The organism is Vibrio sinensis, from assembly GCF_003605645.1.
GTDB lineage: Bacteria > Pseudomonadota > Gammaproteobacteria > Enterobacterales > Vibrionaceae > Vibrio > Vibrio sinensis.
The window spans coordinates 14233-27148 of sequence record NZ_QVMU01000004.1 but is presented as its reverse complement, the minus strand read 5'-3'; the positions used below and the strand labels follow the sequence as shown (position 1 = coordinate 27148).

Below are 12916 nucleotides of genomic sequence, written 5' to 3'. Positions count from 1 at the left end.
ATTATGAACCTAATCGAGTGAACGGAATCAGTTGCAACATGATGCGAACACCAATCGCTGTAACAATCATACCTAACGCTTGAGGTAATCCAATTTGCCCAAGCACCCAAGAAGCTTCCGGAGGAAAGCCAGTTAGATATTGGCTCACATCAACAGGGTCAAAAAGTGATATTGCACCAAGCACAATCGCGTCAACAATATCGAGCAGCAAGTTAAAAATGAAATAGACAACGTCCTTTACGAGTTCGATTATGCTCAGGAACAAGCCATAAAAGAAATCAATCAAATACTGGAATACATCAATTAACCAATTCATATTAACCCCCAAAGATTAAACGACGACAAGTCATTGCAGCCGTAAATAACATACAAACGCGAATGAATAAAAAGACGTAACTAAAATCCGTATAGTCATTCAAATCATAAACACCGAAACCAAAGCCACTCATATCTAAAGTAAAAGATGGACGTGATGCGTTAGACAAATCAACGTTACCAAATGAATCTAGAATCCCACCGTAAATGGTATCTTTAGTCGCAACCAAACGAGTTGTGACCATGTTTTTCAGTGACTCATTATCATGTTGAGAAACGTAAGTAACCGGACACGCGCCACCTTTACACGGTTCACCATTGACTAACCCAGTCGCATCCGTTTTGGTCAGGGCATCTAATATTCCAGACACATCTTTTCCCACACCGTTACCGTCTTCACCGCCATCACCGCCGCCAGAAGAGGCCAAACCTTGAATAGCTTGAATCAATGATTTTTGCATTGCCATCTGTTGACCATGATAAAACTCATCATAGTCATCGAGTTTATTTATCGCGCTCACCATGTCATTGGTCGATTGAATCTCTAACGCTTTTAATTCATTCCAAATTTCAATTTGCTTATTAGTACCCCCGACAATGGCGTCTAATTGATGCTGGTTAAAAGTATTCGAATCAGTTAACTCATTAATGACATCCTTGAAATTCTCGTTATTGTCTTTATTTAGGCCACTCAGCAATTTATTTATCTGTTCGTTTAGTAATTTGACTTGCTCAGAAACACCGGATTGAAGAGTAGGGTCACTTGGTGTTTCAACATCCAACGAACCACCTGTACTGGGGGTAATCGGCTTGGAAGTTTCAGGGTCTAAAGGTTTAGTAGGGTCCGTCATTTCGTGGTCAGGGTCAGCAAAAGAACCGCCACTGCAATTGAATTGGTCATTGCCATCATAACCACACTCAGCATCAGGGTCTAAAGGGCTACCCGCATCAGGCTCACCGTCGCCGTTAGTATCTTCCGGGCAAACATATTTACCACCAATCAACTCACAACCTTGAGGGATTTCATCAGGAACCGAGCCGCCAGCTTCAGTGCCATCAACATCACAAGGTTCACCCGTGATTTTAATATCACCATTACACGAACCTGAATTCATAAAGCACAAACTCAGACCCGTTGGTTTTAATGCGCAGCCTTGAGAACAAAAAGTAGGGCTATCACCATATTTAAAATAATCCCACTTGTGGTCTTTCTTTATATTGCCAGCCAAACTCTCACAGATGCTACCGCATTCATTTGTTTCAGGATTAAATACCGTTCCAGCAGGGCAAGAGTAATAACTCCACGTAAATACTGAGCTATTTGCGCCACTAGTGTGATACATAAAACACGAGCCCCGCTTACCCGTATAATCAGGACTGCAAGAGGTTGAAGAAACATAGTTGTTTGAACTTATCTGCGCACCTACGCAATAAGCATCAAAAGAAGAGGAACTAAAAACATCACCGACCTTAACAGGACAAGGATGCCTAGAGCCATTCGAACTATTAGAACGCATTAATTTTTCAGCGTTAGCACTATAAGAAAAAATAGAAAGACTCAGAACAAAAAAGTAAATTAAAACACGCATAGAATCACTCTAAAAGAAAAGGGAGCTAATAAGCTCCCTTGGTTTAGATTCGCAAGTTAAAGGCACAGAGGAGGCCAGATAGGCCACCGAGCAAAGTAAATATCACCAATTGCAAATCATACAGAGCTAGTAACACGGTTAAGCCTTACCGACCGCACGTTTAGCCAGAGTAATTGCTTTGAATGCCACCGCAATACCAACTGCAATAACACCAACCGCGATAACTTGAGTCGAAATACCAGACAAATCGACCGCAGCCCAAATTGAGTCGAGAGCGCCAGCAGTAGCAAACGCAGGAGCACCAAGAACAGCTAGAGAAGCACCAACAACAAGATTTTTGATTTTCATAATTTATACCTATGTTAAGTTAACAGCTTTTATTGCGGCTCTGATTGGGATTGAAATAAGAAACCCAAACATCACCAGAGCAAAACCAAACGAATAATATTCCACGACCTCAGCACCCGTAATAGTTATGTGAGAGGTCAAATAGTTATATTCATCAGCACTTAAAACAACCAATTGTGTGCACTGTTCAAGAGGGGCACTAGATACTAATAAAAAGCCATCCCGATTAGTTTCAACACAAGAAGTCATAATTCAATTACCCCAAAGGTTTAATATCGACAACTTGATTACGTTGCGGATTTTGAGGGTCTACACCTAATTGCAATTCACATTGAATAGGAAATTGCAGTTTCTGAAATTCAGCCACTAATTGCGGGCTAGGATTCATTGAAATCTGTTTTTGCGTCATACCAACCGCAGTACAAGAGCCTTTTTGAGAAGTCCAACCCTCATTGGTGGCTAAGTAGTTAACAACCGCAAAGTTATAAGGCTTGTCATCTTTTTTAGATAACCCTTGAGAATGTTCGCAACCAGTAACAACAACAGTTAATTTAGACATAATGAATCTCCAGATTGGTTAATGTGTTCCTGACAGACTGGAATGTTTAAGCGGTCAGGAATATCTTTGACGGTAAATCCCTTAGTGAGAATAGAAACGACTTTGTTCGTATCCTCATGAACGATGTTTAAAAAGTTAATTAATTTCCCATATTGCTTTTTTGCATGTTCAACAAAACGCTCGTAATTACAGTTAGCAATAACGCGAGAAATAGGAATTGCTTTTGGTTCGACATCCTCTAATACAGCCGATAGAGCAGGGTACGAACCTGAAAAATAAGGGTCACTATCAAGTAATATATCAAGTGGAATAACCCGTGATTTATTACCTAATTGAACCTCCAAACGCACCCAATCGGGATATTGTTCAGACTTCATCTGTTTGCCTTTTTCATAGCCACGGAATAACTTGCCATTATTTCGTTGACCAACATAAAACGTACGACCACCACTAGGAACGACGCCGTATTTTTTGGAATCGTCACGAGTCACTAATGAACCCGTTTCAAAATAACCATAACTTGGTGGAGCACCGCGAGTAATGAACTCACCGTTTTCATACTGTTCACGTAAGTAAGGAACCGTGATTGCACCCTCTAAATCGTCATAGGCCACATCGACGCGAGTCAATTTAGCGGATGGCATTTGTGTTAATGCTTTATGCAAAACGTCCATCTTGATAGCTGCGCAACCAAACCCAGAGAACGACACGTAATAGCCAAAGTTCTCAGCACCCCAAGCCACTAAGCCAGCTTGCGAACCATTACAAAGTAACTTGGCACTGCTACGATAACCGGAATAACCACCGCGACGTTCTAATGTCCAAACGTTACCGTAATGAGTGATTTCGGTATTGAGTAACTCCAAAAATGATTCAACTTCACCGTGACAAAGGACGTCCAACATATCGATGCCGATGTTTGAAATTAGGCGTTGATAGCACTCGCTAAAACCCACATCTTGAGTGATTTCGATATCCGCATTCGACAGCTCTTTATCCAAAGCAGCAAAATACAAATCACGATTAGCAAAGTTTTCAGACTCAACACAACCCAAGACAGACGCGAGATTCTCAGCAAAATAAGCAATCTTGGTGTTTTCACGATGCTTAACTGCTGATGAAACTTGAGATTGAAACTCATTCGGCGATTGGGTTAATGAGAAACGTTGTTTAGCCATTTCTTTGCAACGTTCAAGCAATTGGGGAGTTCCAGAGAAACTCACATAGTCAATCAAGGTATGAGCCATGTTCAAAACTCCCTTGCAAATGCACCAGACTCACGAAGCTGTGATTCATTTTCGAAAGTGATTTCAATCAATTCACGTTCTTCTTCACAGGCGTAAAGGTACATTTCATGTTTTGTTTTGAAGTATTCAGGTTCACCATCGACCGAGCACCAGTAACCATCTGCATGTTGCTCAAAGTAAACCGGACGTTTGCGATTAGGCTTTTCACCGAAAGACATTAGTTTGCCTCCGGTAAAGCTAAATGATGTGGGATGCTGAAATAGTCGCAGATGACTTGTGTATCAAACCAATTGAAGCCAGTGAGCGTTGCACCAAAGCCAAACATAATGAAAGACTCATTATCGAGTTCATCCCAATGAAAAGAGATTTGAGAAATAGTGCAGCCAATAGTGAACGAGCTTGAACCAATCTCAACAAGTGCACTGGCAGTGTTTAGGCTTGGTCGAGAAAAAGTGACCTTGTAACCATTTAACGAAAAACGAAGTAGACCGTCTTCCTTGGTAAAATTTTGATGTGCCATGAACAACCACCTTGAGAATAGTGCTGAATTCCGATATTTCGTAATTAGCATAATTCCGTTTAATCGGATGTTCAAGATACGCATTTTCGGAATTTTTCCGTTAAACTAAAAAAAAAGGAGTCGCGCTATGTATCAAAGTAATCTGTTAGATGCCTATAAACAGGCTAGAAATTACGTACAAGACAAGCAAATTGCACATGACTTGAATGTTCAACCGTCTAGAATCAGTGAAATGAGAAATGGAAAACGCTATATATCTGATTCTGAAGCAGTTTTTTTAGCGGAAGCAGCAGGAATTGAACCGGAGATCGCATTGTTAGGATGCCATGCAGACCGCAATGATAATCCAACAATACGCGCACATTGGGAATCCATAGCAAAAAAGTTTAATGGGCTTGGTTTATCAAGTATATCAATGGTTTACGGTGGTTTAATGGCATGGTTAATCACCCCTAAAGATGCCTTAGCCCAGTGCGCATTATGTATCTTATGTTAAATGAGGTTTAAGGTATTCGGGGCAACATAGTATATGTGAGCCCTTTTCTTGTCTTACTGTTCACTTTGTCATTTACCATAACCGATTTACCATAAAATACTTAATAACCACATTTAATATCTAACGATATAAATATGGTTATTAAGAGATAATCAATGTTTTTATCTAACTAAGTATGTGATCAGATCTATATTTTCATTTATTTTGTGAAACGATAACTTTTAAAGTATCACTTTTATCTGATTGTGATTTGAATATTATCTTGAGTTCCGATGGTATCTTTTCGAATTTCACTTGCCATAATTCTGGTTTATCGGAAATGTGATATTTTGCATTTTCAATCATTATATCCCAATGATTAGTCGGCTTAGAAATCAGGAGTACATTCCCAACTTTCTCTATGTTTGAGTTCGTGCCATTAACATCAATAACACAAATTGTCTCTAGGTCACACACCACCTTTACCTCTGGTTTATAGCTAATCGTACGCCAAATAAACGCTGCAATAAGTAAGGTTAACATGATGATTATTTGAACAAAACGTTCACGTGTCAGCTTCTGTGCCGCCATACTGGGTGTTCTCCGTGTAACAAACTTCAAAGTTTTAAAATAAAAGCCCAAAACCAGAACAAGTGTAAGGTTACCACTCTGTCATTGAATTGTTAAATGCAGTATAGTTGTTGCCTGAAAGTGCCACTTTTATTAAAAATCTGAATGTTTAATTAACCAATTTTATTGATTATTTTTATTGGAAGATTTTGGGTGGCATTACGACATGAGTCGTGTTGGAAGTAAAGTGTAGTTAATTAAAAATTGGAAGCATGCAAATGAGCCAAGAAAAGCAGCTTGAACAAAACTACAACTATACAGTCGTTCGTCAATTTACCCTGGTAACTATTCTTTGGGGAATTGTCGGTATGGCTGTTGGTGTTTTGATTGCCGCTCAATTAGTCTGGCCACAGCTCAACTTTGATACGCCGTGGTTGACGTACAGCCGTTTACGTCCCCTGCATACTAATGCGGTTATTTTTGCGTTCGGTACAAGTGCCCTATTTGCCACATCATATTATGTGGTGCAGCGTACTTGCCAAGCGCGTTTATTTGGAGGCCCGCTTGTCCCATTCACTTTTTGGGGATGGCAAGCAATCATTCTTTCCGCAGCAATTAGTTTACCGTTAGGTTATACCTCTGGTAAGGAATATGCTGAATTAGAATGGCCAATCGATATCGCTATCGCGGTAGTGTGGGTTTCATACGCGATTGTGTTCTTTGGGACGCTAATCAAACGTAAAACCTCTCATATTTACGTAGCAAACTGGTTCTTTGGAGCCTTTATCATCACAGTTGCGGTTCTTCATATCGTCAACAGTATGGCTATCCCTGTATCAATGGGTAAATCGTATTCGATTTATGCAGGTGCAGTCGATGCAATGGTACAGTGGTGGTATGGACACAATGCAGTAGGTTTCCTACTTACAGCCGGTTTCCTAGGTATGATGTACTACTTTGTCCCGAAACAAGCTGAACGCCCTGTCTATTCCTACCGTTTGTCTATCGTTCACTTTTGGGCTCTAGTATCTCTATATATTTGGGCTGGCCCACACCACCTTCATTATACTGCTTTGCCTGACTGGACTCAGTCACTTGGCATGGTAATGTCTTTGGTGTTATTCGCTCCATCTTGGGGTGGCATGATCAACGGTATCATGACGTTGTCAGGTGCGTGGCACAAACTTCGTTACGACCCTATCCTACGTTTCTTAATCGTATCGCTTTCGTTCTACGGCATGTCCACGTTTGAAGGCCCAATGATGTCGATTAAAACAGTGAATGCACTGTCGCATTATACTGATTGGACGATTGGTCACGTTCACTCTGGTGCATTAGGCTGGGTTGCAATGGTATCCATCGGTTCGGTATATCACTTAATCCCACGTCTGTTTGGTCAAGAACGCATGTACTCTGTAAGCCTTATCAATGCTCACTTCTGGTTAGCTACAATTGGTACGGTTCTGTACATCGTAGCGATGTGGATCTCTGGTGTTATGCAAGGTTTGATGTGGCGTGCAGTTAACTCAGACGGTACGTTGACGTACAGTTTTGTTGAATCCGTACAAGCTTCTTATCCATTCTATACGGTTCGTTTCATTGGTGGCTTTATCTTCTTATTCGGTATGTTCTTAATGGCATATAACACCTATAAGACAGTAACAGCGCCTGAATCTAGCCTAAAAGCTATTCCACAACCGGCATAAGGAGATTTAAGAATGAGTAACAATTCTAACAATCGCCATGAAATTGTAGAACGTAATGTCGGTTTACTTGCGATTTTGATTGTCATCGCAATTAGCTTGGGGGCTCTTGTAGAAATCACACCACTAATTTTCCAAAAGCAAACAACTGAGCCTGTAGAAAATCTACGCCCATATACAGCTTTGGAAATGGAAGGTCGTGATGTTTATATCCGTGAGGGTTGTAACGTTTGTCATAGCCAAATGATTCGTCCTTTCCGTTCTGAAACAGAGCGTTACGGTCACTATTCTGTCGCTGGTGAGAGTGTTTACGAACACCCATTTTTGTGGGGCTCTAAGCGTACAGGCCCAGACCTAGCTCGAGTTGGTGGTCGTTATTCTGATGAATGGCACCGTGTTCATTTACTTGATCCTCGCGAACTTGTACCTGAGTCGAACATGCCAGCATTCCCTTGGCTTGCTGAAAACGGCCTTGATGGAGAACTTGCTCAGAAGAAACTTGAGTTGTTCAAAAATCAGTTCGGCGTACCTTACAGTGATGAACAAATAGCTAATGCGTCAAAAGATGTTGAAGGAAAAACCGAGATGGATGCCATCATCGCTTATCTTCAGTCTCTTGGTCACGCAATGAAATAAGGAGGTATTTATGGATATCGGTACTATTCACAGTATTTGGACCATAGTGCTATTTGCTAGCTTTATAGGCGTGGTTTGGTGGGCTTACGGTAAAAGTCGTAAAGCTCGTTTTGATGAAGCCGCTAACCTTGTTTTTGCTGATGAGCAACAAGCACCCTCTAAAGAACAAGGAGTGACTAAGAAATGACAACATTTTGGAGTCTATGGATAATTATCATTACCGTGGGAACTCTTGTCGGTTGTGCTGTAATTCTTGCTTGGTGTCTTAAAGACAATGTTGGCGTAGAAGAAGGTGCGGACATGGGCCACGAATATGATGGTATTCGTGAGTTAAATAACCCGCTACCGAAATGGTGGACGTATTTGTTTATTAGTACGTTCTTTTTCGCTGCGATTTACCTTGCCCTTTATCCAGGGCTGGGTAATTTCAAAGGTTTGCTAGGATGGCAAAGTTCGGATCAAACGGTCCGCTCTATGGCTGAATCGAAAGCTTCGATAGCCAATTCACAGCAAAATAAAGAACTAATTCAATATGCGAAAGAGCTCGACGATGCTGATACTTACTTCGGTGAAGCATTCAAACGCCTTGCCTATGTTGATGGTACATCGGAACTTCGTTCAATCCCTGATATTGCAGCCGACCCTGAAGCAGTAAAGGTTGGTCAACGTTTGTTCCTACAAAACTGTTCACAGTGTCATGGCTCAGACGCGCGTGGTCTAAGTGGCTTCCCTAACCTTGCTGATGGAGCTTGGTTATATGGCGGAGAACCAGCGGCAATCGTCACAACGGTAATGCAAGGTCGTGTTGGTCAAATGCCAGCTTGGGGTGCAGTTCTTGGAGAGCAAGGGGTTAAAGAAGTTGTAACTTATACCCTGAGCCTTTCAGGCCGTTCTGTTAACGCTAAAGAAGCAGCAGCTGGTAAGACTAAATTTGCTGTTTGTGCAGCTTGTCATGGAACTGATGGCAAGGGTAACCCTGCTGTTGGTGCACCAGATTTAACTGACCAATATTGGTTGTTTGGTGGTTCGCGTGATGACGTTACAGAAACAGTGACCAACGGTCGCTCTGGTGTGATGCCAGCTTGGAAAGATATTCTTGGTGATGACAAAGTGCAGCTTGTTTCTGCCTATGTCTGGAGCCTATCTAACTCAGATAATAAGTAACATTTCAATAACAGCCCCTTTCCTAGGGGCTGTCTTTTCTTTAATTTAAGCCTATTCATTTTTCTTTGTGAGAACTTTTTTATGGTAAAGCCTTGGTATAAGCAGTTTTGGCCGTGGTTTCTAATAATTCTGCCTTTGACGGTCGTTGTTTGGACATTAATTACAGTGGTGATATTTTCACAGAACTCAGTGGATCTCGTGACTGAGGATTACTATAAAAAAGGGAAAGGCATTAATATTGATATAACTAAAATCAATATTGCTCGTGATCTAAAGCTCGGTGCTCAAGTTTACTCTAGTGGAAACGATATAGTCATCGCTTTTGATAAAGGACAGCTCGAACATTTCCCCGCTATTACGGCTATGTTTGCTCATAGAACCCTACCCGATCGTGACTTTTCAAAGCTAGTTACCTCAGATGCTAGTGGTCAATATCGATTTTCGTTATCCGAACAATTACAAGGCCCTTGGTTTATTGAATTGACGCCACATAACAAAGAATGGCTCATTCAAGGCCGAGTAAGTTTCCCCTCGTCAAGTGCGACTCAATTGAAGAACTAAATCAACTATGTGTAAATCGTGTTATCACTGTGGTGAAGAAGTACCAGTCAACACGGACTTTCAGGTTGAAATACTCGGCTCAATACGTGAAATGTGTTGCCCGGGGTGTGAGACGGTTGCTCAAACTATCGTCGATAGTGGACTTGTTTCCTACTATCAGTATCGAACAGCTCCCGCAGAAAAAGCAGACTTGGTACCCGAACAACTTCGTGCACTCGTTCATTATGATAATGACGACGTGCAATCTGAGTTCGTCAGAAACTCAGATACAACCTCAGAGGTGACACTGTCACTTGATGGGGTATCTTGTGCTGCTTGTGCGTGGTTAATAGAAAAACGAGTTGGTTCAAAACAAGGTGTAGTTTCGATTCGCGTCAATACAACCACCCATCGCGCATTACTCGCTTGGAATAAAGATGAAACAAAACTCAGTGAACTGCTGGGTGAAATTCACCGGTTAGGTTACAAAGCAGCACCTTTTGAAGCCGATAAACAAGAATCGGCGTATCACGAGGCAATGAAACAATACCTTTATCGTCTAGGTATTGCCGGATTAGCCACCATGCAGGTCATGATGTTGGCGGTTGCGCTCTATTTAGAAGTGTTTGGCGATCTTGATGCTGAATTTAAGAATTACTTCCGTTGGGTAAGCTTAATCTTCGCTACGCCTGTCATGCTCTACTCTGCTCTGCCTTTCTATATAAATGCATGGCGCAGTATTCGAGGCTTTACGTTAGGAATGGATGTACCCGTTTCTATCGCTATGATTTTTGCTTATGTTGCGAGTTTAGTTGCGACAGTAACAGAACAAGGTGAAGTGTTCTTTGAGTCCATCTCAATGTTTGCTTTCTTCTTACTTGTAGGACGTTTTCTCGAAATGCGAGCTCGCAGAAAAGCCGCCGCTGCCAGTGGTAATCTCCTAAAGTTGGTTCCTGCCATTGCAACTAAACTTGATGGTCAACAAGTTCCAGTTAAAACACTTCAGATAGGCGACCACATTCGTGTTCTTCCTGGAGAACATATCCCTGCCGATGGTTTGATTACTCTTGGGCGTGTGCATGTCGATGAATCAATGTTAACTGGTGAATCCGTTCCCGTTGTAAAAAAAGTAGGTGATGCTGTTTTCGCAGGCACGTTAAATGGCGATGAATCCTTCAATCTCGAGGTCACCACGTCTAAAGCAGATTCAATGATCGCCAATATTGTACGTTTGCAAGATGAAGCTCAGCTCTCTAAGCCTAAGATTGCCGAAATAGCTGATACCGTGGCTCGTTACTTCGTTGGTGTGATTCTTATCATCGCAGTTGGTACTTGGTTATATTGGAATAATACTCGTCCCGATGATGCCTTTTGGATAATGCTGGCCGTATTGGTTGCAACCTGTCCATGTGCTCTCTCTCTCGCGACTCCAACCGCGTTAACTTGTGCGACATCCCGAATGGGTCATCTTGGCATTTTGTTGAGAAAAAGCCACGTATTTGAGACGCTGTGCAAAGTTAATCACCTTGTCATTGATAAGACTGGCACGCTCACCCATGGCGACATCGTCATTAGTGAGGTTGAGCGTTTTCAAAATATTGAAGAATCCACGCTACTTTCTATCGCAGCAGCTTTAGAATCATACGCGAATCATCCGATCGCTAAAGCATTTCGTCCTTATTATGATGCTAACTTCTACGTCACCAATGTTGAAAACATCATTGGTTCTGGCATTCAAGGTGATTATCAGGGACAACAAGTAAAAATCGGCAGTGCTGAGTTTGTCATACACAACGCTGAGACAACCGACTCACAATCGATTTTCTTGTCCATTGATGACATCCATGTCGCGACATTCAAATATCAAGACACTATTCGTCAAGAAGCCGCTGATTTTATTCGTTCTTTCCAAAATAGCGGTATTAAAGTCACTCTCTTAACTGGGGATTCTTATGCCAATGCTCAACTTGTTGCGAAACAAATCGGGATATCCGATGTGGTGGCACAAGCAAAACCAGAAGATAAACTCAATTTTCTCAGAAACCTAGATAGTTCAGATATAACAATGATGATTGGTGATGGCATTAATGATGCCCCGACTTTGGCCGGTGCTCATTTATCTGTCGCAATGGGTGGCGGTACTGATGTCGCTAAAGCCTCTGCGGATATGGTATTACTTGGCGATCAACTTGACCGTCTACTTAGTGCGCGAGAGCTTGCGCTGCAAACACGAAAAATCATCCGAGAGAACTTAGCATGGTCGCTCGGGTATAACGTGCTCATTTTACCTCTTGCTGTCGCTGGATTAGTTGCCCCATATTTTGCTGTCGTTGGTATGTCTGCAAGCTCAATTATTGTAGTATCAAACTCACTGCGACTACTTAACGAAAAAGGTAAATAGTGGAAAGTTTATATATTTTGATTCCTATCGCTATTGTATTGGTGTGTGTGGCTGTTGCTATTTTCCTTTGGGCCGTGAAAAGTGAGCAGTTTGAAGATCTAGAGCGCCAAGGCCATAACATACTGTTTGACGAAGAAGATAAAAATAACAAGAAGAACGAAAAGAATGACGGCTGATTGGCTTGGTGCATTTATGATTGGCTTGCTTGGTTCAGGTCATTGCATGGCAATGTGTGGGGGTATAGCGTCTTTGCTTTCTATAGGGCAAGAACGTCCATCAAAAGTTGTGCCTGTTTTCTATAATATAGGTCGAATTGTCAGCTATGCACTAATAGGCGGCATTGTGGGCGGTGCCGTTGCATCAATTGCTTCGATTGGTGACTTTAATAGTGCACTCGTATGGCTACGCATTTTTACCGCGATTTTTATGGTAATGCTAGCCTGTTATATAGGGAAATGGTGGTCTGGTTTACTTGTTGTTGAGCGACTTGGACAAAAACTATGGCGCTATGTCTCGCCAGCAGGTAAATCACTGTTGCCGTTAAAGCACCCACTACATGCAGTACCTTTTGGTTTTATTTGGGGATGGTTGCCATGTGGTTTAGTCTATTCCGCATTAACATGGTCAGCAGTTTCTGGTAGCGTCGCCAATGGCGCGATGATAATGCTCTCTTTTGGTTTAGGGACATTACCCTCGATGATTATGATTGGCTTTGGTGTGGGATACCTACACAATTTGCAACAATCCAGCACTTTTCGACATATTGCTGCGCTCACAATCTTAATTTATGCCCTCTATACACTCTATGGTTCCGTCATAGTTTTATCATTAAATGAATAGTTCTCTGTT

General features: G+C 41.8%; 17 protein-coding genes. 9 read left to right on the top strand and 8 right to left on the bottom strand.

What is annotated here, in order from left to right; all coding sequences use genetic code 11:
- Position 1 precedes the first annotated feature (1 nt).
- The 7 genes from DZ860_RS06525 to DZ860_RS06490 form a co-directional block, all read right to left on the bottom strand.
- Entirely contained in the window at positions 2-316 is a 315-nt protein-coding gene (locus DZ860_RS06525; protein ID WP_120030131.1) for a DUF2523 family protein, read from the bottom strand.
- Between the two features lies 1 nt (position 317).
- Positions 318-1904 (bottom strand): hypothetical protein, encoded by a 1587-nt coding sequence (locus tag DZ860_RS06520; RefSeq protein ID WP_120030130.1) that lies wholly within the window; start codon positions 1902-1904, stop codon positions 318-320.
- Positions 1905-2042: 138 nt separating this feature from the next.
- Positions 2043-2252 (bottom strand): phage coat protein, encoded by a 210-nt coding sequence (locus DZ860_RS06515; RefSeq protein ID WP_120030129.1) that lies wholly within the window; start codon positions 2250-2252, stop codon positions 2043-2045.
- A gap of 256 nt (positions 2253-2508) precedes the next feature.
- Positions 2509-2811 carry a CTX-RstB family phage integration protein gene (locus DZ860_RS06505; RefSeq protein ID WP_120030127.1) on the bottom strand — a complete coding sequence of 101 codons (303 nt, stop codon included), beginning with the start codon at positions 2809-2811 and terminating at the stop codon, positions 2509-2511.
- The gene (locus DZ860_RS06500; protein WP_120030126.1) at positions 2799-4058 is read right to left on the bottom strand and encodes a replication initiation factor domain-containing protein; all 1260 of its coding nucleotides are present in this window, start codon (positions 4056-4058) and stop codon (positions 2799-2801) included. The genes DZ860_RS06505 and DZ860_RS06500 overlap by 13 nt, the downstream gene beginning before the upstream one ends.
- A 2-nt stretch (positions 4059-4060) precedes the next feature.
- Positions 4061-4276: a hypothetical protein gene (locus tag DZ860_RS06495; RefSeq protein ID WP_120030125.1), complete on the bottom strand. Its 216-nt coding sequence runs from the start codon at positions 4274-4276 to the stop codon at positions 4061-4063.
- Positions 4276-4578 (bottom strand): hypothetical protein, encoded by a 303-nt coding sequence (locus DZ860_RS06490; RefSeq protein ID WP_120030124.1) that lies wholly within the window; start codon positions 4576-4578, stop codon positions 4276-4278. The genes DZ860_RS06495 and DZ860_RS06490 overlap by 1 nt, the downstream gene beginning before the upstream one ends.
- Before the next feature lie 127 nt (positions 4579-4705).
- On the opposite strand from DZ860_RS06490, the gene DZ860_RS06485 reads away from it, so the two are divergent.
- A complete protein-coding gene (locus tag DZ860_RS06485; RefSeq protein ID WP_120030123.1) occupies positions 4706-5074 on the top strand; it encodes a DUF3693 domain-containing protein in 369 nt (122 codons plus the stop codon).
- A 195-nt stretch (positions 5075-5269) separates the two neighbouring features.
- Here DZ860_RS06485 and DZ860_RS06480 read toward each other — a convergent pair whose 3' ends face one another.
- On the bottom strand, positions 5270-5644 hold the full coding sequence (locus DZ860_RS06480) for a hypothetical protein (protein ID WP_120030122.1): 375 nt from the start codon (positions 5642-5644) through the stop codon (positions 5270-5272).
- 257 nt (positions 5645-5901) lie between these two features.
- Here DZ860_RS06480 and ccoN point away from each other — a divergent pair, with 257 nt between their 5' ends.
- The 8 genes from ccoN to DZ860_RS06440 all read left to right on the top strand — a co-directional run bounded on the left by ccoN (position 5902) and on the right by DZ860_RS06440 (position 12907).
- On the top strand, positions 5902-7329 hold the full coding sequence (gene ccoN, locus DZ860_RS06475) for a cytochrome-c oxidase, cbb3-type subunit I (RefSeq protein WP_165862860.1): 1428 nt from the start codon (positions 5902-5904) through the stop codon (positions 7327-7329).
- 12 nt (positions 7330-7341) lie between these two features.
- On the top strand, positions 7342-7962 hold the full coding sequence (gene ccoO, locus DZ860_RS06470; RefSeq protein ID WP_120030120.1) for a cytochrome-c oxidase, cbb3-type subunit II: 621 nt from the start codon (positions 7342-7344) through the stop codon (positions 7960-7962).
- A gap of 10 nt (positions 7963-7972) precedes the next feature.
- Positions 7973-8149 carry a cbb3-type cytochrome oxidase subunit 3 gene (locus tag DZ860_RS06465; protein ID WP_120030119.1) on the top strand — a complete coding sequence of 59 codons (177 nt, stop codon included), beginning with the start codon at positions 7973-7975 and terminating at the stop codon, positions 8147-8149.
- Positions 8146-9126 carry a cytochrome-c oxidase, cbb3-type subunit III gene (gene ccoP / locus DZ860_RS06460; RefSeq protein ID WP_120030118.1) on the top strand — a complete coding sequence of 327 codons (981 nt, stop codon included), beginning with the start codon at positions 8146-8148 and terminating at the stop codon, positions 9124-9126. Before DZ860_RS06465 ends, ccoP begins: the two co-directional genes overlap by 4 nt.
- A gap of 81 nt (positions 9127-9207) precedes the next feature.
- A complete protein-coding gene (locus tag DZ860_RS06455) occupies positions 9208-9687 on the top strand; it encodes a FixH family protein (RefSeq protein ID WP_120030117.1) in 480 nt (159 codons plus the stop codon).
- A gap of 7 nt (positions 9688-9694) precedes the next feature.
- The gene (locus DZ860_RS06450) at positions 9695-12067 is read left to right on the top strand and encodes a heavy metal translocating P-type ATPase (protein ID WP_120030116.1); all 2373 of its coding nucleotides are present in this window, start codon (positions 9695-9697) and stop codon (positions 12065-12067) included.
- Complete coding sequence (gene ccoS, locus DZ860_RS06445; RefSeq protein ID WP_120030115.1) at positions 12067-12243, top strand: cbb3-type cytochrome oxidase assembly protein CcoS; 177 nt, start codon at positions 12067-12069, stop codon at positions 12241-12243. Before DZ860_RS06450 ends, ccoS begins: the two co-directional genes overlap by 1 nt.
- Positions 12233-12907 carry a sulfite exporter TauE/SafE family protein gene (locus DZ860_RS06440; protein ID WP_120030114.1) on the top strand — a complete coding sequence of 225 codons (675 nt, stop codon included), beginning with the start codon at positions 12233-12235 and terminating at the stop codon, positions 12905-12907. Before ccoS ends, DZ860_RS06440 begins: the two co-directional genes overlap by 11 nt.
- Positions 12908-12916 lie beyond the last annotated feature (9 nt).